Genomic DNA, 21,807 nt, shown 5'->3' with positions numbered 1-21,807 from the left:
TTGGTCAAAACCTGATTTTCAGGTTTAGTGTTGTTGTGTTGTTGTGGTTGACCAATGAAAAACTATAGGGTAGCCTTTCTGAGCGAAGCTACGTAATCTTTTTAATATAAAGAAGATTATAGCTTGGCCTTAAAAAAACAAAGCGAAGAATCTTAGAGATTACTTCGCTTTGCTTATAAAGATTACTTACGTAATCCTAACTCTTTAATGATAGCACGGTAACGAAGGATATCTTTTTTCATAAGATAATCCAACAATGAACGGCGCTTACCTACTAACATTACCAAAGAACGCTCAGTATTGTAATCCTTGTGGTTTGCTTTTAGGTGACTTGTTAAATGGGAAATGCGGTAAGTAAATAACGCAATTTGTCCTTCTGCTGAACCAGTGTCAGTTTTAGACTTTCCGTGTTTTTCGAAAATTTTTCCTTTTTCTTCTGTTGATAAATACATGCCAATATTGTTAAAATGATTTTTATGTACTGACTACCATTTTGGTAATCAAGGGCGCAAAAGTAATAAAAGTTATTGAGTTAGGGTGTTATTTTTCTGAAATATTACATCCTACAAAATTTATGCATATTTTTCTTTCTTCTCGCGAAGCGGTCTGTTTAACACCAAATCTAGATATAGATTTATTTTTCGTTTTAAATCTCTTCGGTGCGTTATAAAGTCTAGAAACCCGTGCTCTAAAAGAAACTCAGCAGTTTGGAAACCTTCGGGAAGTTCTTTTCCCGTTGTATCGCGAACCACTCGGGGACCAGCAAAACCAATTAACGCTCCGGGCTCACCAATGTTTATATCGCCAAGCATCGCAAAAGAAGCTGTTGTTCCACCTGTAGTTGGGTCTGTACACAATGAAATATACGGTATTCCAGCATCACTTAATTGGGCTAATTTCACACTAGTTTTTGCAAGTTGCATTAGTGAAAGTGCGGCTTCCATCATTCGGGCGCCACCACTTTTTGAAATTATAAGTAATGGAATATTATTCTTAAGCGAATAGTCTGCTGCGCGAACAATTTTTTCGCCTACAACACTTCCCATAGAACCACCAATAAAGCTGAAATCCATACAGGCAATAACTAAATCTGAACCCATAGATTTACCCACAGCACAACGAACTGCATCTTTAAGCCCAGTTTTATCTTGTGCTTCTTTTAGTCTGTCTGTATATTTCTTTTTATCCTCAAACTTTAAAGTATCTTGTGAAGTAAGTCCTTTGTCAAATTCTTTGAATTTATTATCGTCAAAAAGTATTTCAAAATACTCCTTGCTTCCAATGCGCACGTGGTAACCATCTTCGGGGCTAACGTAAAAGTTTTTTTCAAGCTCTTCGCTGTCAACAACCTTTCCTGTTGGCGATTTATACCACAACCCTTTTGGGACGTCTTTTTTTTCTTCAGTTGGGGTTTGTATCCCTTTTTTTGTTCTTTTAAACCAAGGCATATTTTTAAATATGAATTATGAATTCAAAATCATGAATTCCAGTTATTTAATGAAGGGCTCAGAATTTCTATTTTTAAATTCTGAATTTTTATTATAACGTGTTCACGTTGTTCAAATCTTTAAAGGCTTTTTCAAGTCTATTTTTGAAAGTGATTTCACCATCACGAAGCCATTTTCTTGGATCGTAATATTTTTTGTTTGGTAATTCGTCACCATCAGGGTTTCCAATTTGGGTTTTTAGATAGTCCAAATTCTTCACCATATAATCGCGCACGCCTTCTGTAAAAGCGAATTGCATATCAGTATCAATATTCATCTTTATAACACCGTAACCTATTGCTTCGCGAATTTCTTCTAAGGTAGATCCGCTACCTCCGTGAAATACAAAATCTATTGGATTTGGACCCGTGTTAAATTTTTTCTGAACATATTCCTGCGAATTTTTCAGAATAACTGGAGTCAATTTTACATTGCCGGGCTTGTAAACACCGTGCACATTTCCGAAGGCTGCAGCAATAGTAAACTGATCGCTTATTTTTGAAAGTTCTTCGTAAGCATATGCAACTTCTTCGGGTTGGGTATATAATTTAGACGAATCTACATCTGTGTTATCTACGCCGTCTTCTTCGCCACCAGTAATGCCCAATTCAATTTCTAGGGTCATTCCAATTTTGCTCATACGCTCTAAATAGCGCTTGCAGATTTCAATGTTTTCTTCAATAGGCTCTTCGGAAAGATCTATCATATGCGAGCTGTAGAGCGGCTTGCCGTGTTCTTTGAAAAATATTTCACCAGCATCTAGCAACCCATCAATCCAAGGAAGCAATTTTTTTGCACAATGGTCTGTATGAAGTATAACTGTTGCACCATACAACTTTGCAAGTTCGTGAATGTGTTTTGCTCCAGCAACGCCACCGGCTATTGCGGCTTTTTCATTTTCGTTTGAAAGTCCTTTACCAGCATTAAAATGTGCTCCGCCATTAGAAAATTGTATAATTACAGGTGCATTTAAATCGGCAGCAGTTTCCATAACAGCGTTAACGCTATCTGAGCCCACAACATTCACGGCGGGCATAGCAAAACCTTTTTCTTTTGCGTATTGATGAATTCTCTGAACTTCCTTTCCAGTTGCTACACCGGGTTTAATTCCGTGGCTCATAGTTGTGTTGTGGTGTTAATTGTTAAAATTATAGGACTCGTACTTGCCTAATGCAAGCTGAATCCTTTCAGCAAAAGTAACAAATTTATATGGTTTAGAATGGATAGTTGATACCGATATTGTAAACAGCCTCGGTGAATTTATAATCTGTAAACCAGCGTTCGCCCACTACTTTGGCAGGATTGTGGGTTTTGAAACCAACATCAAAGCGAAATACGAAAAAACCAAAATCGTAACGAAGTCCAAGACCCGTGGCAACTGCAAGTTCTTTAATATCTGCAATACCATTAAATACTGAAGCTTCATCTTGAATGTTATCCAAAACATTCCAAATATTACCTGCATCAACAAAAAATGCTCCTTTAAAGGCTCCTAAAATAGTGAACCGATATTCGGCATTTAGCGCAATTTTAAAATTGGCTTCATTAAATTCGTCTGTACTGCCGCTGCTTCCGGGGCCAAGATCGTAAGCGCGCCATCCACGGTTGTCGTTGGCACCTCCGGCAAAATAACTTCTCGTAAATGGTATGCTGTTACTGTTGCCATAAGGAATGGCAATCCCACCAAATGCGCGAAAAGCCAATACATTATTACCATTAAGTTCCCAGTGTTTTATGTATTCTCCTTCTCCTTTTACATATTGTGAAAAAACTACGCCCAACGTAGTATAGTTACCATCTTCATTTTTGTTTACCCCCGCAAGACTTGATATACCTGAAAGGAGATTTCCTGCTACCTCTAATTTATAGCGGGTTCTCGAAAAGTTGTTGTCTTGAATATTTTCGCGTGTATCGCGCGTTCGAGTTATGTTTGTAGCGAAAATTAAATTGTCTTCAGTAAGTCGTTTTTTGCGTTCGTCAATATTACTTACGGCATTGGCGGCATCAGTATCAATCAAACTAGAGTTGATGGTGCCGTCTTTTACGTCGCTAATAAATCCGTTTGCTCCCTCTGGAACAATTAGAATAAGATTGTTGTTTGCATCGAAACTGTAATAATCTGGATTGATTGTTCCGGGGTTATTGAGTTCAGTTCCTCCAGCAAGGGTATTTAGTTGATCGAAAGAATTCTGATAAACGTTGAAATAATTACCAATGTTGAGGTTTTTTACATATTGCAGGTTTAACAAATCTAATTGGTAACTCATAATTTTTGAAGGCTTCCAACGGTAATTAAACACTCCATTTATCGTTTGCCTATCTAAACCAATATTATTCTGTGCGCTCGCTCCCAGACTTATCCCTGTAGAAGGCGACATATATTTGGGGATTAACTTTTCTGTATTTATAGGAAAAATTATCCGTGGAAAAGTGAGTTTTACATCGCCCCCAAATTCCGAAATATTAAAAAACGTGCTTTCGCTGTCTGCCGCATCTTTGGAAGAACCAACACTTCCACGAGCTGAGACTTCAAGAATTTCGGCACCGCGAAAAATATTTCTAAAAATTATATTTCCGCTAAAACTGATTCCAAATTGTTGAATGGTGGAGGTATAAGTATCAAAATCTACCCCAAGCGTAAATCGGTCTCGCGGACTCAGAAAAATAGTAGAATTCAACAACTGCTCTGTAGAATCTGTAGCAACGACGGAATAATTAATGTTAGGATATTTAAAAATACGCAGATCACTAATTTGATTGTACGTTAATGTACGGTCAATGTCTTTATAAATTTTGCCGGGAGTTATCGAAATAGCATCTGCAATAGCCTTTGGGCGAAAACGCATTTTGCCGTAACTGAATAACTTGTAGCCTTTATAACTTATAGAATCTTGTAAAGCTTTGTTCCGATTTTCGTACGAATAATCTGTTATAATCCGAACTTCATTAATGCTATGAACTTTAAAAGGTTCGGTATAAGTACTGTCGCCTTTGGTAATCTTTCGGTCTGGGATGATGTATGTAATGTCTGCCTTGTGCTCTGTATTTACAGTGTCTGCCTCAAAACCAACATATTCTTGTTCAAAATGATAAAGTCCAGAATTTCTAAATTGAATGGTAAGCCTATCGCGTTCGTTCACAAAATCATTTGCAGCATATTGCTTTCCGGGAACGATAAATGATTTGCCTTTTGTGCGTTGAAAAAGTGAATCTACCACCGGCGAGCTTATCTTTTGGGTAATAGAATCGCCCACAAAATACGGTTGGTGTTTTTCAACCAAATAAGTAATTTTTGCGCGTTTGTTTTTCTTCTCGCTAGGTTCAATTTTAAAATCTACTTCATCATTAAAATATCCATAACTAGCGTACCAACGTTTTAGCCGTACCATGGATTTATCAATTTTTTGTTGGTCGATTACGGCAGGGGCTTCTCCAGATTTTTGAAGCCACTGATTGAAGTTTACATAACTACTATCAATTTTATCGACCTGTTTTTTTGAAAGAAGATTAATTAGGCGCGCCTCGCGTTTAGGGTTTTTGTGAAGCCATTTGTAATAGGTGGAGTCAGGCTGTTGGTCGGCTAGATTGTAAATGTGTAATTCTAAGGGTAAACCAATTAACGGAATGGTGGTATTTGGCTTCTGAGCTAGCTGGCTATACAGCCCAGCATCTTTAACTTTTACACTATCCACCAAAATTGTATTTTCGGTGAGCAGGTATTTTCCGTCTGGCACTCTTTTTACAGCATTGCACGAAAAAAACAGACTGATAATTACTATTATTATTGATATTTTTGTCGGGTCGCGCTTCAAGTGTACATTTTTAATCGAATTCAAAAATACTATATTTTGGTCAGCAAAAGTCAAACAAAATTAATAACGAGTCTGCAACAAAAAAAGTACCGTGCTCTAAATTGTCTTTTTGTTGCTGAAGGGCCAAAAGTAATTGCCGAATTGCAAAAAGAAGGGTTAAAACTTCATTCATTTTTTTCAACCAATGCTTCTGAAATTACTGCTGAAAATCATTTTCTTGTTACCGAAGCCGAGCTTAAAAAAATTAGTTTTCTAACAACCGCAAATACTTCTTTGGCGTTATTTGAAATTCCAAAGGCAAATGCGTTACAGAATTCAGGATTAATTGTAGCGCTGGATGCTGTGCGCGACCCCGGAAATCTGGGCACAATAATTCGTTTGTGCGATTGGTTTGGCGTGCAACAGTTAATATGTTCTGAAGATACAGCCGATTGTTTTAATCCAAAAGTAGTGCAAGCAACTATGGGTTCTTTAGCCCGAGTTCAAGTGCATTATTTGTCGCTTTTGGAATATTTCGAAAATACTACTTTGCCCATTTTTGGGGGTTTTATGGAAGGAAAAAATATATATTCCGAAAAACTTCCGAAGGATGGTATAGTGGTAATGGGTAATGAAGCGAATGGTATTTCAGAAGAAATAATTCAGAAAATAACTAATAAAATAACTATTCCCCGTTTCGGAAAAATTCAAAAAACAGAAAGTCTTAATGTAGCTACGGCAACCGCTATTCTTTTAAGCGAATTTAGAAGATCTATTGAAATGTAAAGTTTATAAAAACACCTCGAGTAGAAAGTTTTTCTATGTTTCCAGTCCACGGACTGTTAGGGTTGTCGTCGCGAATTAATTCATCATTCATCGCAAAAACACCTCGAATAGAAGGCGTAAATTTGAAGTAATATAGGTATAAATCAATTCCAAAACCTAGCTCGTAATAATTTGTGCCATTGGTCATTCGGAATCTTCCCTGCTCGTTGTCTTCCGGGTTTTTCTGGTTGCTAGAAAGATTGAGCGAAGTAGAAACACCGCCAATAAGGAACGGTTTTATATTATTTAATCGTTTGGTAGAAACCTTAACCAAAAGCGGCACGTGGATATAGGTAGATTTCACCTCGCGCAGAAAATCTCTTTCTTCCGTAAAACCAGGAAAAATTAAATCGCGCTGGGTAAAATAAAGTCCCGGCTCCAAACGTAAGTTTATATATTCGTTGATGCGCAAATCGCCAACAAGTCCTACGTTAAAACCTGAAGATCGCTCCACAAGAATGTCTGTGTTATTATCGGCATATTGATCTTTATAGTCAAATTTAAAATCGTAGCTATTAAAGCCTAAGAAGTAACCCCAAGTAAATTGTTTTTTGTCGAAATTCTCTAAATTGGCAATACGCTCTTTGTTAAAAAACCACTGCGCATTTACGCTGTTTGCAATACATAAAAAGGCAAGTAGAAAAAATAGCTTCTTCATAAATTATTTAGTAGCATTATAGATGGTTGCCACGCCAAAAGTTTGTGGTTTATTTTTCACTTCATTAAACCCAGTTTTTCGCAAAATATTGTTGAGCTTTTCACCGTAAGGAAATACCGAGGCACTTTCGCTTAAATATTTGTACGCCACTTTATCTTTAGAAAAAAGCTTTCCAACGAGTGGCAATATGTTTTTTGAATAAAAATAATACCCTTGTTTAAACGGAAATTTTGTGGGAACCGAAGTTTCCAAAATAACAAATATGCCTCCTTTTTTTAGTACACGCAGAATTTCTGAAAGTCCTTTTTCAAGATTTTCAAAATTTCTGATTCCGAAGGAAACGGTGATGGCGTCAAAGGTGTTATCTTCAAAAGGCAAGGCTTCAGAGTCTGCTTGCACAAATTCAATTTTTGCTGAAATTTCCTTTCCCAAAACTTTTTTGCGGGCAACGGAAAGCATGCCTTCAGAAATATCTAAACCAATAATTTTTTCTGCCGAAGTTTTTTCGGCAAACTGAATTGCCAAATCGCCCGTACCCGTAGCTATGTCTAAAATAGATTTCGGATTTTTTTCGGCAACCATTTTAATGACTTTTTTTCGCCATTTAATATCAGAACCCAATGAGATTAAACGGTTTAAGCCGTCATAATTTTCAGAAATAGTATCAAACATTTGTTCAACCTGCTTCTTTTTTCCGTCAGAAGAATTTTTATAAGGTGTTATTTTCTTTTCCATAAAATCGATTGCAAAACTACATATTTTTTAAGAGGTGCTACTAACTTTGTTGAAGTTTCAAACTTTTGAGTGTAATTATTCTACCAAGACTATTTGGTTAACGATGCCTTTTATTTCTATATCTTTGCTGCTGTAAAGTTTCATAAAAGATTTACTTGGAGTTGATTCCACAAAAAGTTATTCTGAAAAAACTAATCCCATCTAAATGAAGATTATTATTGCCGGGGCCGGTGAAGTAGGGTTTCACCTTGCAAAATTGCTTTCCTTTGAATCGCAAGATATCACCCTTATTGATCCCAACCGCGACTCGCTTGCTCACGCAGACACCAACCTAGATATACGGGTTGTGCGCGGAGATGCCACATCCATTTCTGTATTACAAGATTCGCGCGTTAACGATACCGATCTTTTAATTGCAGTTACTTCTAGTGAAACCACCAATATTACCGTTTGCGTACTTGCAAAACAATTGGGCGCTAAGCGTACAATTGCGCGTATTTCCAATACCGAATTTATCGATAGAAAAGATGAAGTAGGATTTAAAAAATTTGGGATTGACGAACTTATTTCGCCAGAATCTTTGGCTGCCAATGAAATTGAACTATTGCTTGGCCAAAGCGCTTTTAACGATACCTATGAATTTGAAAACGGAGCCTTAACGATGATAGGGCTAAGTTTATCGCGTACTTCGGCATTTGTTGGAAAATCTGTAAAAGAAGTTGCGAAGCTGAATCCCGAACTGCGCTACGTGCCAATTGCATTGCAGCGTTATGGTACGCAGTACACGCTTATACCACGTGGAGACACACAATTTAAAGAAGGAGATCAAGTTTATTTTACTACCTGCAAAAATGGTTTGGATCAAATATTCAAACTTACAGGAAAGGTGCGCCAGGAAATTAAAAATGTAATGATTCTCGGCGGAAGTAAAATTGGTTATAAAACAGCAAAAGATCTTTGTAAAGGAAATTTCAACGTAAAACTTATTGAAAGCAATAAAGACAAAGCATTCGAAATTGCCGATGATATTCCGGGCTGTCTCGTAATTAACGGCGATGGTAGAAATGTTGATTTATTATCTGAAGAATCTATTGAAGATATGGACGCTTTTATTTCTGTTACTGGAAATAGCGAAACCAATATTATGTCTTGTTTGGTTGCAAAATCGAAAGGAGTGAAAAAAGCAATTGCTTTGGTGGAGAATATGGATTATTTTCAACTTTCGCATTCCATAGGTATTGACACCCTTATTAATAAAAAACTTTTGGCGGCCAATAATATATTTCGCTACGTACGCAAAGGTGAAGTTGTGGCAATGACGAAGCTAAACAACATGAATGCAGAACTTCTGGAGTTTGTTGTTTCGAGCCACTCTAAAGTTTGCAACAAAAAAATTAAAGATTTAGATTTTCCTGTTTCGGCTATAATTGGCGGAGTAATTAGAGACGGAAAAGGCATTATTGCCTTGGGCGATTTCGAAATTAGAAACGGCGATAGAGTAGTGGTTTGCTGTCTTCCGCAATCTATCAGGAAAGTAGAAACAATGTTCATTTAATGAATTCACTCGCCAAACTTAATTATAAAATCATTTCGCACTTAATGGGCCTATTGCTCATGGTGAACGGTGGTTTTATGTTATTGTCTTCCATCGTAAGTTGGTATTACGAAGATGGCGTGTTTACTGAAATGATAATGGCGGGTGCCGTCGCGCTGGGCGTTGGGGGAATTGTAATGCTGCTTACCCGAAACCACAGAAAGGAAATCAAAAAGCGGGAAGGTTATATAATCGTTACTTTTGGTTGGATTTTTATGGCGCTGATTGGTACGTTGCCCTATCTTTTTACCGGTGCCATTCCGGATTTTACAAATGCTTTTTTTGAAACGATGAGTGGTTATACCACTACGGGAGCATCTATTTTAACTGATATTGAAATTATCCCGCGTGGTGTTTTGTTTTGGCGTAGCATCACACATTGGATAGGAGGGATGGGGATTATTGTTTTAGCAATAGCCATTTTACCATTGCTTGGTATTGGTGGTATGCAGCTCTTTTCTGCCGAAGCACCTGGCCCAAGTGGCGACAAACTTCATCCACGAATTACAGATACGGCTAAGCGATTATGGCTAATTTACGTGGGTTATACTTTAGCTGAAACCATATTATTGAAAATTGCTGGAATGAGCTTTTTTGATGCTATAAACCATTCTTTAGCAACGCTGAGTACAGGAGGATTTTCAACTAAAAATGCTAGTGTTGCTTATTGGAATGATAATCCGATGGTGCAATACATTATCATTTTCTTTATGTTTTTAGCGGGGAGTAATTTTGTTTTAAGCTATTTCGCCTTTAAGCGCAAATTTCAGAAAATACTTCACGATGAAGAATTTAAAATGTACACTATTTTTATAGTTGCGTTAACCATTGTGGCAGCCATATTAATCTATTTTGAAGCAGATGTAACCGTTTCAAGTATAGCGCACCCAATGGTTTGGGGTCCTTTTGAAAGCGCTTTTCGTCACGGACTATTTCAAGTACTTACGATTATTACAACCACAGGTTTTGTGAGTGCCGATTACACAATGTGGACGCCATTTTTAACAATTTTCTTTTTCGGAATGATGTTTTTGGGCGGTTGCGCAGGTTCCACAGCTGGAGGAATTAAGATAATGCGCCATTTAATAATGATTAAAAACGGCGTACTTGAATTTAAAAGAACACTTCACCCGCACGCTATTTTGCCGGTGCGTTATAATCAGAAAGCGGTGCCCAAACAAATTGTATTCAATATACTGGGGTTCTTCATTCTTTATATGCTTTCATTTATTGTTGGGACTTTAGTTTTTTCTTGGTTGGGCTTAGATTTTAAAACCGCCCTCGGTGGAGCTGCGTCAACATTAGGAAATGTGGGCCCCGCCCTCGGTGATCTTGGCCCGGTGAATAATTATGCATACTTGCCCGATGCTGCCAAATGGTGGTCAAGTTTCTTGATGCTTATTGGTAGACTGGAATTGTTTACGGTACTTATTCTTTTAACGCCTTTTTTCTGGAGAAATAGGTAGGTTGAAATTTCAAATAGAATAAAGAGACTAAGCAAAACCTTATTCACTTCGTGAATTATGTGTTCCACTAAAATCAGTCATTTATAATTTTAATCTGACGTTACTTTTACATTATTAACTAAGTTTTTCGCTCTTTCAATAACCTTATCGATATCACCATCTAAATTGTCGTACGTTAAAACTACGCCCATTCTTCGGTACGGACGGGAAGTGGGTTTGCCGAAAATTCTAAAATCTGTTTTTGGCGATGCCGCTACTATTTCAAGCCCTTCAAAATTAGGGTTTTCAGAATTTTCTGTAGCTAAAATTACCGCGCTGGTGCCTATGCGTTCTAGCGTAATTTCAGGAATTGGGAGTCCGAGTATGGCGCGAAGGTGCAATTCAAATTCATTAAAATTTTGGGTGTTCGCTAAGGTTACCATCCCCGTGTCGTGCGGACGAGGAGAGAGTTCTGAAAAATAAACCCCATCATCTGCAACAAAAAACTCAACACCCCAAATACCACAGCCTGTTAGGGCAGTGGTTACTTTTTCGGCCATTTGTTGTGCTTCTTCTAAAACAGCGCTTTTCATGGGTGCAGGTTGCCAGCTTTCCATATAATCGCCGCGTTCTTGACGATGGCCAATGGGCGGGCAGAAAAGTGTTTTTCCGGTGCGCTGGGTAACGGTGAGCAGTGTAATTTCGTAATTAAAATTTACAAATGCTTCCACAATCACTTCGGCAACATCGCCGCGGGAACCATCTTGTGAATACTGCCAGGCTTTTTCAATATCTGCTTCAGTTTTTATTGTGCTTTGGCCTTTTCCGCTGGAAGACATTAAGGGTTTTACAACGCAGGGCATTCCTATTTCTGCAACCGCTTTCTTCAAGCTCTCGGCTGAGGTTGCGTAGCGATATTCGGCAGTTTTTAAGCCTAATTCTTTAGAGGCTAAATCGCGAATGGCTTTTCGGTTCATGGTGAAATTTGCCGCCCTCGCAGAAGGGATTACCGTGTAACCCTGTTTTTCATATTCATAAAAACGTTCGGTGCGAATGGCTTCAATTTCAGGTACAATGTAATCTGGTTTGTATTTTTCAACTAACGCATCCAAAGCTTTGCCGTCCAGCATATTTATTACTTCGGCAAAATCTGCTAGTTGGGCCGCGGGAGCATTGGGATAGCTGTCTACAGCAATTACAGTTTGTCCTATTCTTTTGGCGGCAATGGTGAATTCCTTTCCTAATTCTCCACTTCCGAATAATAAAATTTTGGCCATTTTTAAAGTTTTTGTAAAAATACAGTATTAGATTTAACGAAAAAACCCAAAGCAGTATTAGTGCTTTGGGTTTTTAAACTAATAAATATTCGAAATTACTTAACGATAATTCGTTTTACTCTTCCGTTGTCTTTGTTACCAACGCGAACTAAATAAACTCCTTTAGCTACATAACTCATATCTAATTTGTAAGTGTATCCGTTGCCATTGTTTTCCAGTTTTCTGAATAACAATCTTTGGCCAAGGGTGTTAAACACCGTTAGATTCATAGATTCTGAGTAATTAATAGTTTTTAAGCTTACATCGAAATTGTTGTTTTCTAACGTTAGAATTGTAAGTCCATTTTCGTCAAAAAGGTTATCTGTAACACCAGCAGTTCCAATTTGTGCAGAATAATCTTCAGTTTCACCAAAGTTAGTTTCTTCACAAGCATCGTCTGGTACTGGTCCATTCCAGTTAGTTTTAGCTCTCATTAAATGCTGACCGAAAGCCGCACCTGCAGGAACAACTAAATCTGTTGTAGTAGTATATGATCCACCAGCCTGACCCGGTGCAATTATTATATTATCTACAACAAGCTCATCCATACTGTAAACGAAATCGTCGTTAAAATCTATCCAAACACGAACGTACTGATTTCCGTAACCTGTTGTTAAAGTAAGATCGTAAGTAGTATCTGCTTCCATTCCTGCTATAAGATTAGTGAAATCTGCATAACCTTCGCAATCTGATGTATTGTTAATGTCTGTAACACTGAAAAGTTGCAATCCATCGCCGAAAGAACAATCTCCAACAGGCTGGCAATTTTGGTGTGCAATAATTACAGTTTTAGCATCATTTGTAGTATCACTATCGCCTGGCAAAGATGTGTAAGCCGATAAATTATAACTTCCAATGGCAGAAAAATCTCCTGTTTGCGCAAAAGTGAAAGAAGCTGCCGTATCTCCAGCTAATGTGCCAGTATATACTTCAGTAACCACTGTTCCGTCTAAATCGTAGGAAACGTCAAAATTTGATTGTGACTCTCCACCAAAGTTAGTAATGGTAACAATTATATCTTCGGCAGCTGTAAGGCTAGTTCCCGATACAGGTGAAGTAATAGCACTTACACCAATATCATTAGGCTCTAAATAAATAACTGATTTTGTGCGAGCATCGTTTCCATTGTCTTCGTCGCCAACTAAATTAGTTTTTGCTGTAATAATGTACGTTTGTCCTACCGTACCTAAGTTAGCAGTAGCCGTAAATGTATATTGCGCAGTAGCGGCAGATGCGATTGTACCTGTATAAGTTTCAGAAATAACGGTTCCACCATCAACCTGAAATGTTACAGGAAAAGTGGAAGCGCTGTTTTGTCCGTAATTAAAAATAGTAACAGTAACCGTTTCACTATTAGATAGCGTTCCAGTTTCTGGAGCATCAATACTCACTACACCAATATCATCATTGAAGTTTGGTGCAATTTGAAAAACGCCTACAACATCTTTTCTTCCGGTATTCATATATTCATTAATAAACCAGAATTGTTTATCGTTAGCAGGATCTATATCAATTTTACTGTAATCGCCGTAACGAGTTCCAGGGATATTTTGATTTCCAGCAGCAATTAATTCTTCTGCAACCGTCATCGTGTTTAATGGATCGCTTGAGTAGCGCCCTGTGTAATATGAACTAACTCTTTTAGTAGTTGGATCTGGCGTTGTTGGACCAGCCATAGCCGTGTAACCCATACCTATGTTTCCTTGAACATCCATCATCATACTTGCGTGCCAAGCGTGTTTTCCATCAGGCGAAGTATATGTACCTTCCTGATAAATACTCCACGGTTGTCCGTCAGCAGGTTGTCTAAGTTCAAACCAGCGTACTCCTGCAAGTTCTCCTCCAGAAGCATCAGTATCTACAACAAAATTAAAAACTGCAGAATTATGACCTCCAAATTTTCTGAATTGAGCCTGGTTCATTACTGTAGCCTGTAGCGCATCTATGCTAGCACCACCGCCTGGTTGAGCCAAGTTTGAAAAGCTTCCACCGTCAAAAACTGAAATGAAAGGTGTAGTTGTTAATTCAACTGGAGCAGATATTGTAGAGCTTCCTGGAGTTGTCCAGTTTACATCTACAGTCCAAAGTTTTACGTGATCTTGTGCAACACCCGACCATGCATCATCTTGCAAATAAACAATTGGCATACCTCCTGCAGCAGGAAGATTGTCATTGGTTACGTTTAGTGCTTGTGGGCTATAAAAACCGCTTGTTACAATTCCAGGAAGTGGAAAACCAAGTATTTGAGCAGTTGGGTCACCAGCTAGCATCTTCGTTCTTTCCATTGCATAAATTCTATTTGCAGCACTGGTATTGTCAGTCATATAATAGCCATCACTCCAAACTGAAAGTTTTTGATAGTCATTAATTTGAGAAATAGTATAAACATACCAGCCATCATTTACTGGGTCTGGTCCATCAGAAACTGCTATTTGAGCGCCACTACCTAAAAAGGTCATAACAAATCTATCTGCAGCGTTGTCATAAGAAATGGTAAGATCGCAGCAACCTCCATTTGGAAAAATGGTTGGGTTTGGTGAAATTTGCCCGGTAAGTGGATTTCCACTTTTATCAAAAATCCTGAAACCAGTGTTGAAAACAACAACTGCATGATTTGGGCCTACACCTATTGAAGGATCTGTAGGTTGTGAGTTTGACGAAGCTGCATCAAATACTAGAGATGGAGCTCTTCCGCTAAGCATTTGCTCCAATTTGTCTGGATTTCTCTTGAAATAATCATCCTCTATTTGTGGATCTTTTCCAGGAACAATTAAGTTTTTAGAAGCTCTTCCATCTTGCATAACTTGTTCCTTCACTCTAGCTGGAGCAAGATTAGTCTGAGAGGCTATTGACGGAACGTGTACCATGGAGCCTATGGTGCCAATAAAAGTTGGCTTTGTTTTTTCCTGTGCTTGCATTCCGAAGGAAAGTGCAAAGAAAAAAAGTAATAGCGTAATTTTGGTTTTCATTGTTTATAATATGTATTAGAAGTTAAAAAATATAAACGCCCAATTTACAGATAATTTCTAACAAGAAAACGGGATTGATTTAAAATTATCAATCCCGTTTTGTTATGATGAAAATTTTTATTATTCTATAGCTTCTTTAATTCTGCGCATAGCTTCTTTTATGTCTGTTTCTGATGCAGCATAAGAAAGACGAATGCAGTTTGGATCGCCAAAAGCTTCACCAGTAACGGTGGCTACCTTGGCTTCTTCTAGTAAATAAAGTGAAAAATCTGAAGCGGTATTTATGTTTATTCCGCGCAGCGTTTTTCCGAAGAAATACGAAATATCTGGAAACACATAAAATGCGCCTTCGGGTTGGTTTGTTTTGAAACCTTCAATTTCAGAAAGTAATCCTAAGATTAATGTTCTTCGTTCTTTAAAGGCGTCGACCATAAACTTTATTTTGCTTGGCGAATTTTCCAAAGCAGTTATGGTTGCTCTTTGTGCAATACAGTTTGCACCACTAGTTACTTGGCCTTGCATTTTAGTGCACGCTTTGGCTATCCACTCTGGAGCGCCAATGTAACCAATACGCCAACCGGTCATAGAAAAGGCTTTAGAAACACCATTTACTACTACGGTGCGATCGTACATGTCTTCAAATTCTGCCATAGAGGCGTGACCTCCGCTAAAATTGATATGTTCGTAAATTTCGTCGCTAATAACAATAATGTCTGGGTATTTTACCAAAACATCTGCAAGTTTGCGAAGTTCTTTTTTACTATAAACAGAACCACTTGGATTACAAGGGGAGCTGTAGATAATCATTTTAGTTTTTGGAGTAATAGCAGCTTCTAGTGCTTCTGCAGTAACTTTAAAATCTGTTTCAATAGAGCTGGAAATTTCTTTTGGAACTCCGCCTGCTACTTTACATTGGTCTGCATAACTTACCCAATATGGGGCTGGAAGCAAAACTTCGTCGCCTTCTTCTAAAAGCACCATTGTTAAATTTGCCAAAGACTGCTTAGCGCCTGTGGAAACCACAATTTGCGAAGGTTTATAATCTATGTTATTGTCTCTTCTAAATTTAGTGATGATGGCTTTTTTAAGATCGCCATAACCATCTACGGGCGAATAAGAGTGGTAGTCATTCTCAATAGCCAGAATAGCAGACTCTTTTATATAATCTGGTATTGGAAAATCTGGTTCTCCAAGACTCAAACCAATAATATCGATTCCTTGCTCTTTTAATTCTCTAGTTTTGGCGGCCATTGCCAGCGTGGCAGAGATTGCCATCTCGTTCACACGTTTTGAAAGTCTGTTGTCCATAAATATTATGCGGATACGGCAGGTTTAATGCCCATTTCTTTTAAATGACGGAAATGTGCAAGAATAGCGCTGCGGGTAGTTTTATATTCTTTGTATGGTAGATTAAATTCTTTTGAAGTACTCTTCACTATTTTCGAAATGTTTTTATAGTGAACGTGGCTAATATTCGGAAATATATGGTGTTCTACTTGATGATTTAAACCACCAGTGTACCAATTTACAATCTTGTTTTTTGTTCCGAAATTCGTAGTAGTGAACAATTGGTGAATCGCCCAAGTGTTCTTCATTGTGCCGCTTTCATCTGGCAATAAGATATCAGTATCTTCAACAACATGTGCAAGTTGGAAAACGATACTCAGTATTAGTCCTGCTACATAATGCATTATAAAGAAGCCTAGCAAAATTTTCCACCAAACAATGTTGAAGAATAATATAGGAATTACAATCCAAAGTGAAATATAGATTAATTTAGTAACCACCAAAATACTCCACTGCGTAATTGGTTTTGGCAATTTTCCGTAAGAAAGCTTACGCGCCAAATATCTTTTAGTCTGAAAAAAATCTGTAGTAAGTACCCAGTTAAAGGTTAACAAGCCATAAAAGAAAATGCTGTACCAATGTTGAAATTTATGCATTTTGTTCCATTTTGAATGTTTTGAAAAACGTAATATTCTTCCCGCTTCCAAATCTTCATCGTGACCGTGAATATTGGTATAAGTATGGTGAAGCACATTATGCTGTACCTGCCAATTATAAACATTTCCGGCAAGTATATACATACTGCTGCCCATTACTTTGTTAACCCATTTTTTTGATGAGTAAGATCCGTGGTTTGCGTCGTGCATTACATTCATACCCACGCCAGCCATACCAACACCCATAACAACGGTAAACAACAATTGAGCCCATCCGGGGACGTTTAGCGTTAAAAGTAAAAAGTAGGGAGTAAGGTAAATTGAAAACATGATAATAGTTTTCAGATGCAATTTCCAATTGCCTGTTCGAGCTATTTCGTTTTCTTTAAAATAATCGTTAACGCGCTTATTTAGAGTCCTAAAAAATTTAGCGCTGTCAACTCTTGAAAAATTTAAATTTGTATATGTCAAAATGTAATTGTTAACTGAAATTTGTTACGGTGAAAAGCACAAAAATAATTATCTTTTGTGGAAATCGGGAGGTACAAAATCATAATTTTACCAAAGATAACATACTTTTGCCTCTTAAATATAATTATGGAACTCATATTAAAATATTTTCCGGAGTTAACTGACCATCAAATGAGTCAATTAACCCAATTGCAAGCGCTTTATGAAGATTGGAATTTAAAAATAAATGTGGTTTCCCGAAAGGACATTGAAGAGCTTTACCTTCGGCATGTGCTCCATTCGTTAGGAATTGCCAAAATACAGCCTTTTCTTCCTGGTTCAAAAATTTTGGATGTGGGTACGGGAGGCGGTTTTCCTGGTATTCCGCTAGCAATTTTATATCCAGAGGTAAAGTTTCATCTTGTGGATAGCATCGGAAAAAAAATAAAAGTTGTTGAAGAAGTTGTTGCAGGCTTGGAATTACAAAATGTAAAAGCCACTAATGCGCGTGTGGAAACGGTTTCTGGAAAGTACGATTTTATAGTAAGTCGCGCCGTGGCCCAAATGGAGACTTTTGTACATTGGGTAAATGGAAAGATTGCCAAACAAAGCATGCATGAGCGTAAAAACGGAATCCTTTATTTAAAAGGAGGTGATTTAAGTGAAGAATTAAAGGTTTATAAAAATGCCGCAATCTTTCCTTTAAGTGACTTTTTTGAAGAAGAATTTTATGAAACCAAAAGCGTGGTATATCTACCTATGAAATTTAAGGGCTAATGTTTAAAGTCTTTAAAAGGAGCTCTTTTTGAAGCAAATACCATTGCAACGCAAGAATAGTTTTGGCGTCTTTCAATTCTGAAATTTTAGAAGCTATTTCTGAAACAGGAATTTTTACTAGTTGAATATCTTCGCTTTCTTCTGAATTACCGCCACCATTTCCAATTTTATCATTCTCAGAAACTTCCGAATAATATAAAAATATACGTTCCGTTGAAGCACCTGGTGAGGTGTAGAAGGTGCTTATTAATTTTGGATTTGCTATTTGGTAGCCCAATTCTTCCATTACTTCGCGTTTTACACAATCTTTGGGCTCTTCATTTTCTTCCAGAGAACCTGCGGGTATTTCTAGCAGCCAGCCATCTTGGTTTTTACAACTTGGATAACGGAATTGATTGGTTAATAAAATACTTTGGGTTTCCTTTTCAAAAAGAATAATAGCCACCGAATTGCCTCTCTCAAAAGCTAATCTTTTTGCTGTAATCTGCTTTCCGTTAAAAGTATCGTAAGTTACTGTGGCTTTTACCATTTTATAATGGTCGTTAAAAACTATTTTTTCGTCTTTAATAGCGTATTTCATCGTAGCATATTTTCATTTAAAGTAATAAAAAAACCCCGAACGAGTCGGGGTTTTTAAAATGTTTAAGAAAAACGATTTATTTTGAAATCAAGAATCTTTTTGTTGCAACAGTATTGTCTTTAGAAATTTTCATAAAGTAAGTTCCAGTCTGAAGATTAGCAACATTTATTTGTGCATCCATAGAAATGTTTTCTTGTGAAAGAATCAATTTTCCAAGAACATCGAATATTTGAATATTTGCGTTTTCAGCATTTTTAAGATTTAGTACTGTACTAGCAGGATTTGGATATAAGCTAATGTTTTCAGTGTTGAAATCATTAGTTCCTAATACACCATTACTGCTAAAGTTACCTAGTTTTTCAGAACCCCAGTCTCCAACTGCTCTGAAAAGCTGAGTTCCTTCGTGATCTGTTAAGGTAAATCTTGTTCCTCCATCACCGAAAGTATCTAGTGCTGAAAATGTGTAACAATCTGAATCTAAGTTAAAACGGAAGTTTAAAGTTTGGTTGTTAGAATAAGGTCCTCCTTGTTCAATAATAGTTCCGCTTCCGTCCTTTAAATTCCAACGACATTCTGATCCATAAGCATCAGTAATTATTTCAAGATCTACAGTTCCTGTACCGCCAATTGATTCATCAAAAGTAATTGACTGTGAGTTGTTGTTGTTGTCATCATCAGAAGGAACATTTACTTCTAGTGTGTTTGTACCGTTTAAAGTATATGGAACAGCAGGTAAAGTAATTGTTTCTTTTCTAAGAGAAGTAATGTTTCCAGTCCAGTTATACGTGTTCGATTGACCATTTATAACATACTCAATAGCTAATGAAGTTAATGGATTTGCTCCTAAGTTTTGGATAACTACATCTGGTCCAAGTTCTGCAGCACAAGTAGGTAATATCTCTAAAACCTCATCAACAGATGCATCATTGTTAGTTGTAATTCCAGTATAAGTTGGGAAAGCACGAGATCCACTAGGAATTTCTTGTTGGGTGTTACTAATAAAAACAACAACTTCCATATCGGCTAGCTCAGTTGGTACGTTGTTATAAGCTGCAGGAATTGGGTATGTATACGTGCGGTCTACAAATGTACCTGCAGTTGTTGTATTGATAACTTCACCCCATTGGCCAGTAATCATTTCAACAAGTCTGTGCATGTGGATGTAATTATTTCCTTGTCCACCACCAGTTTGTGGTCCTGCAGTGTTGTTTTGTAGAAGAGCAACATTTAATAAATTTGTACTTTCTGGGCTGTTGCTAGTGTAATATCCTTCCACGTGAATGGTTAGAACATTTGTTTGTACATCAATTACAGCTTCAATAGCTACGTTTACTTCAGAGGCAATTGCCAAAGTTTCGTTAGACGAAACAGCCCAATTACTTCTAGACATAGCAGTACCGCCGCCAGTAGCCATAGAGCGACCTGGAAAGACGTGTCTGTTTACTGATCCAGATGGATAACCAAAACCTGAGCCAGAATATGATTGTGCTACAATTGCATTACCATAAGGAGTTCTGAAATCTGGTTCGTTTCCATTTGGAGCTGCATAACCTCCTTGGTGGATGTTGATAAGCACTACGTCATCTGGGTGAGCGTCTTGAATAGCTTTTGCAATTGCATGACCTGACGGACAATACACGCAATGGATTCCTGTATATTCTTCAAGAACTACATTTTTGTTTTCTGGTGAAGTTGATACAATTGTCTGCCCGTATGATGCGAGAGCAATTAATGAAACAACTAGCGTGAAGGGTAGTTTTTTAATCATGATTTAAAAATTTAGGTTTAGAGTGAATTGAAGTTTATAAAATTAGAAATAAATATTATATCTATGTAATTTGAAGTCAGTTAGTTGCGAAATTAATTTTTTATTTTCTATGTATAAATAAATGATTCTTTGTTTTAAGTTTAAAATCTATATAAAGCCTTGAGCAATTCTGTGGCGATCATTTCAAAAAACACATTATATATCTTATAATTATTCGAGAATAAGATTTTTATTTTCTGATGTATACATCTACACGTTTACCCGAAATTATCTTACCCTAGCCAATGTCAAAACCTTATTAAGACGTATTGTTAATTTAAACTTACTAAATTTAACAATTATTGTGAAAATAAGTTGGCGGTAAATGTACTTTTTTATATTTAATTTTCGAGCTCCAACAAATCAAATATTTACGTAATTTATGTTAAAATTTACTAATTTCGTTTTATTATTTCAAATAATCAACTGTGAGGCACTAATTTCACTATTAATTAGGCAAAATTAGCATGAAGTTCACAATGATTAGGAGATTAGATGGCTTTTTAGCTCTATTTGTACCAGTAATCAATTTAATGAAATTATAAATGTCTGAAAGAGAAATAGTAAAGAATCGATAGGTTTTAATAATTATCTTTACTTTTGCTTTTCTCAGTAAACTTTTTAAAATATTTAACCTAAAAACAAAAACAATGAAATTTAAACTACTACTCTTAAGTGTTCTTGGTTCAGTTGCAATGGCAAATGCTCAGTACACAGTTATGGACAGATCAGGTAATGTGTTGAATAATGGTGATGTTATTCAATTCGGGACGCTAAGCTATCCAGATGCTTCTTACGAATTTTTCGTAACCAACGACAATCCTGCTGAGGAAATTTATACTAGAATTGAGTATGTATCTGAAACAAACTCAACTAATGGACAGTTTGAACAATTATGCTATGGTTTATGTTATAACAATCTTCTTCCTGGTGCAACAGTGCCTCCTTCAAACGAAGATGCGCTTCCTATAGCTATTGGCGAAACTACACCTATGGGTAATCACTTTTGGAACGATGATCCAGGAACCGGTGCTGGTAGTGTTGATTTTGTTTTTGCTTTCCGTCAATATGAAGATGCAGCAGGAACGGTTGAAACAGGTACTCCTTTATTATTTACGTATCGCTACGATCCAACGGGAGGTGTAAAAGATAATACTTCGGTAAACCTTACTATTCAATCTACTTTAGTTTCAAACGAATTAGTTTTGAATGTAAACGAACCAGTAAATATGGTTGTTTATAATATTCAAGGTAAAGTTGTTAAACAAGGAAACTTTGAAATTGGCCGTCAGGTTATAAATGTTTCAGACTTGAGCCCACAAACATATATTGTTCAGTTTAAGAACCATAATGGTGGTGTGCAGACTAGTAAATTTTTAGTTCAATAAGACTTTAAAATACCTAACATAAAAAGGCCCCGAAGTTCTCTT

17 protein-coding genes are annotated in these 21,807 nt (G+C 37.0%); 5 read left to right on the top strand and 12 right to left on the bottom strand.

From position 1 onward, the window contains the following. Positions 1-182 precede the first annotated feature (182 nt). From rpsO to tamL, 4 genes are all read right to left on the bottom strand, one after another. A complete protein-coding gene (gene rpsO, locus AC3RVF_RS14375; protein WP_489691927.1) occupies positions 183-452 on the bottom strand; it encodes a 30S ribosomal protein S15 in 270 nt (89 codons plus the stop codon). 120 nt (positions 453-572) lie between these two features. Beyond that, positions 573-1,448, bottom strand: coding sequence for an acetyl-CoA carboxylase, carboxyltransferase subunit beta (accD, locus tag AC3RVF_RS14370; protein WP_489691926.1), 876 nt, complete (start codon positions 1,446-1,448; stop codon positions 573-575). A 91-nt stretch (positions 1,449-1,539) separates the two neighbouring features. Next, the gene (gene fbaA / locus AC3RVF_RS14365; RefSeq protein WP_489691925.1) at positions 1,540-2,607 is read right to left on the bottom strand and encodes a class II fructose-bisphosphate aldolase; all 1,068 of its coding nucleotides are present in this window, start codon (positions 2,605-2,607) and stop codon (positions 1,540-1,542) included. Between the two features lie 94 nt (positions 2,608-2,701). Beyond that, positions 2,702-5,323: a translocation and assembly module lipoprotein TamL gene (gene tamL / locus AC3RVF_RS14360; protein ID WP_489693642.1), complete on the bottom strand. Its 2,622-nt coding sequence runs from the start codon at positions 5,321-5,323 to the stop codon at positions 2,702-2,704. Between the two features lie 12 nt (positions 5,324-5,335). Between tamL and AC3RVF_RS14355 the strand changes: the two genes are divergently transcribed. Next, positions 5,336-6,064, top strand: a complete 729-nt coding sequence (locus AC3RVF_RS14355) for an RNA methyltransferase (RefSeq protein ID WP_489693641.1) — start codon at positions 5,336-5,338, stop codon at positions 6,062-6,064. On the opposite strand, the gene porT is transcribed toward AC3RVF_RS14355, so the two are convergent. Continuing rightward, the gene (gene porT, locus AC3RVF_RS14350; RefSeq protein ID WP_489691922.1) at positions 6,051-6,761 is read right to left on the bottom strand and encodes a type IX secretion/gliding motility protein PorT/SprT; all 711 of its coding nucleotides are present in this window, start codon (positions 6,759-6,761) and stop codon (positions 6,051-6,053) included. The genes AC3RVF_RS14355 and porT overlap by 14 nt on opposite strands. Before the next feature lie 3 nt (positions 6,762-6,764). Beyond that, complete coding sequence (ubiE, locus tag AC3RVF_RS14345; protein WP_489693640.1) at positions 6,765-7,496, bottom strand: bifunctional demethylmenaquinone methyltransferase/2-methoxy-6-polyprenyl-1,4-benzoquinol methylase UbiE; 732 nt, start codon at positions 7,494-7,496, stop codon at positions 6,765-6,767. A gap of 205 nt (positions 7,497-7,701) precedes the next feature. Here ubiE and trkA point away from each other — a divergent pair, with 205 nt between their 5' ends. Together trkA and AC3RVF_RS14335 are read left to right on the top strand one after the other, a co-directional pair. After that, positions 7,702-9,051, top strand: a complete 1,350-nt coding sequence (gene trkA / locus AC3RVF_RS14340) for a Trk system potassium transporter TrkA (protein WP_489691920.1) — start codon at positions 7,702-7,704, stop codon at positions 9,049-9,051. Continuing rightward, positions 9,051-10,556 (top strand): TrkH family potassium uptake protein, encoded by a 1,506-nt coding sequence (locus tag AC3RVF_RS14335; protein ID WP_489691919.1) that lies wholly within the window; start codon positions 9,051-9,053, stop codon positions 10,554-10,556. Before trkA ends, AC3RVF_RS14335 begins: the two co-directional genes overlap by 1 nt. Before the next feature lie 89 nt (positions 10,557-10,645). Here the strand turns inward: AC3RVF_RS14335 and purT are convergent, their stop codons facing one another. From purT to AC3RVF_RS14315, 4 genes are all read right to left on the bottom strand, one after another. Next, positions 10,646-11,812, bottom strand: coding sequence for a formate-dependent phosphoribosylglycinamide formyltransferase (gene purT, locus AC3RVF_RS14330; RefSeq protein WP_489693639.1), 1,167 nt, complete (start codon positions 11,810-11,812; stop codon positions 10,646-10,648). Between the two features lie 95 nt (positions 11,813-11,907). Beyond that, positions 11,908-14,820, bottom strand: a complete 2,913-nt coding sequence (locus AC3RVF_RS14325; RefSeq protein WP_489693638.1) for a GEVED domain-containing protein — start codon at positions 14,818-14,820, stop codon at positions 11,908-11,910. A gap of 120 nt (positions 14,821-14,940) precedes the next feature. Next, the gene (locus AC3RVF_RS14320) at positions 14,941-16,128 is read right to left on the bottom strand and encodes a pyridoxal phosphate-dependent aminotransferase (RefSeq protein WP_489693637.1); all 1,188 of its coding nucleotides are present in this window, start codon (positions 16,126-16,128) and stop codon (positions 14,941-14,943) included. A gap of 5 nt (positions 16,129-16,133) precedes the next feature. Continuing rightward, complete coding sequence (locus AC3RVF_RS14315; protein ID WP_489691915.1) at positions 16,134-17,093, bottom strand: fatty acid desaturase family protein; 960 nt, start codon at positions 17,091-17,093, stop codon at positions 16,134-16,136. Positions 17,094-17,360: 267 nt separating this feature from the next. Between AC3RVF_RS14315 and rsmG the strand changes: the two genes are divergently transcribed. Beyond that, positions 17,361-17,990 (top strand): 16S rRNA (guanine(527)-N(7))-methyltransferase RsmG, encoded by a 630-nt coding sequence (rsmG, locus tag AC3RVF_RS14310; RefSeq protein WP_489693636.1) that lies wholly within the window; start codon positions 17,361-17,363, stop codon positions 17,988-17,990. Here rsmG and AC3RVF_RS14305 read toward each other — a convergent pair. Next, positions 17,980-18,570 carry an NUDIX domain-containing protein gene (locus tag AC3RVF_RS14305; protein WP_489691913.1) on the bottom strand — a complete coding sequence of 197 codons (591 nt, stop codon included), beginning with the start codon at positions 18,568-18,570 and terminating at the stop codon, positions 17,980-17,982. The genes rsmG and AC3RVF_RS14305 overlap by 11 nt on opposite strands. 76 nt (positions 18,571-18,646) lie before the next feature. Next, on the bottom strand, positions 18,647-20,338 hold the full coding sequence (locus tag AC3RVF_RS14300) for a T9SS type A sorting domain-containing protein (RefSeq protein ID WP_489691912.1): 1,692 nt from the start codon (positions 20,336-20,338) through the stop codon (positions 18,647-18,649). 689 nt (positions 20,339-21,027) lie between these two features. Between AC3RVF_RS14300 and AC3RVF_RS14295 the strand changes: the two genes are divergently transcribed. Then, entirely contained in the window at positions 21,028-21,765 is a 738-nt protein-coding gene (locus AC3RVF_RS14295; RefSeq protein ID WP_489691911.1) for a T9SS type A sorting domain-containing protein, read from the top strand. Positions 21,766-21,807: the final 42 nt, after the last annotated feature.

This window comes from Aequorivita sp. IT1183 (assembly GCF_058068265.1).
Note: the sequence above shows the minus strand (reverse complement) of the source record. Positions and strands in the feature narration are given on the sequence as shown.

Excerpts from the sequence above, each read along its gene's own strand:
- accD (WP_489691926.1), bottom strand. The coding sequence starts at position 1,448 with ATGCCTTGGTTTAAAAGAACAAAAAAAGGGATACAAACCCCAACTGAA.
- ubiE (WP_489693640.1), bottom strand. The coding sequence starts at position 7,496 with ATGGAAAAGAAAATAACACCTTATAAAAATTCTTCTGACGGAAAAAAG.
- porT (WP_489691922.1), bottom strand. The coding sequence starts at position 6,761 with ATGAAGAAGCTATTTTTTCTACTTGCCTTTTTATGTATTGCAAACAGC.
- AC3RVF_RS14295 (WP_489691911.1), top strand. The coding sequence starts at position 21,028 with ATGAAATTTAAACTACTACTCTTAAGTGTTCTTGGTTCAGTTGCAATG.
- trkA (WP_489691920.1), top strand. The coding sequence starts at position 7,702 with ATGAAGATTATTATTGCCGGGGCCGGTGAAGTAGGGTTTCACCTTGCA.
- AC3RVF_RS14325 (WP_489693638.1), bottom strand. The coding sequence starts at position 14,820 with ATGAAAACCAAAATTACGCTATTACTTTTTTTCTTTGCACTTTCCTTC.
- AC3RVF_RS14315 (WP_489691915.1), bottom strand. The coding sequence starts at position 17,093 with ATGTTTTCAATTTACCTTACTCCCTACTTTTTACTTTTAACGCTAAAC.
- AC3RVF_RS14305 (WP_489691913.1), bottom strand. The coding sequence starts at position 18,570 with ATGAAATACGCTATTAAAGACGAAAAAATAGTTTTTAACGACCATTAT.
- AC3RVF_RS14320 (WP_489693637.1), bottom strand. The coding sequence starts at position 16,128 with ATGGACAACAGACTTTCAAAACGTGTGAACGAGATGGCAATCTCTGCC.
- fbaA (WP_489691925.1), bottom strand. The coding sequence starts at position 2,607 with ATGAGCCACGGAATTAAACCCGGTGTAGCAACTGGAAAGGAAGTTCAG.
- AC3RVF_RS14300 (WP_489691912.1), bottom strand. The coding sequence starts at position 20,338 with ATGATTAAAAAACTACCCTTCACGCTAGTTGTTTCATTAATTGCTCTC.
- purT (WP_489693639.1), bottom strand. The coding sequence starts at position 11,812 with ATGGCCAAAATTTTATTATTCGGAAGTGGAGAATTAGGAAAGGAATTC.
- rsmG (WP_489693636.1), top strand. The coding sequence starts at position 17,361 with ATGGAACTCATATTAAAATATTTTCCGGAGTTAACTGACCATCAAATG.
- rpsO (WP_489691927.1), bottom strand. The coding sequence starts at position 452 with ATGTATTTATCAACAGAAGAAAAAGGAAAAATTTTCGAAAAACACGGA.
- AC3RVF_RS14335 (WP_489691919.1), top strand. The coding sequence starts at position 9,051 with ATGAATTCACTCGCCAAACTTAATTATAAAATCATTTCGCACTTAATG.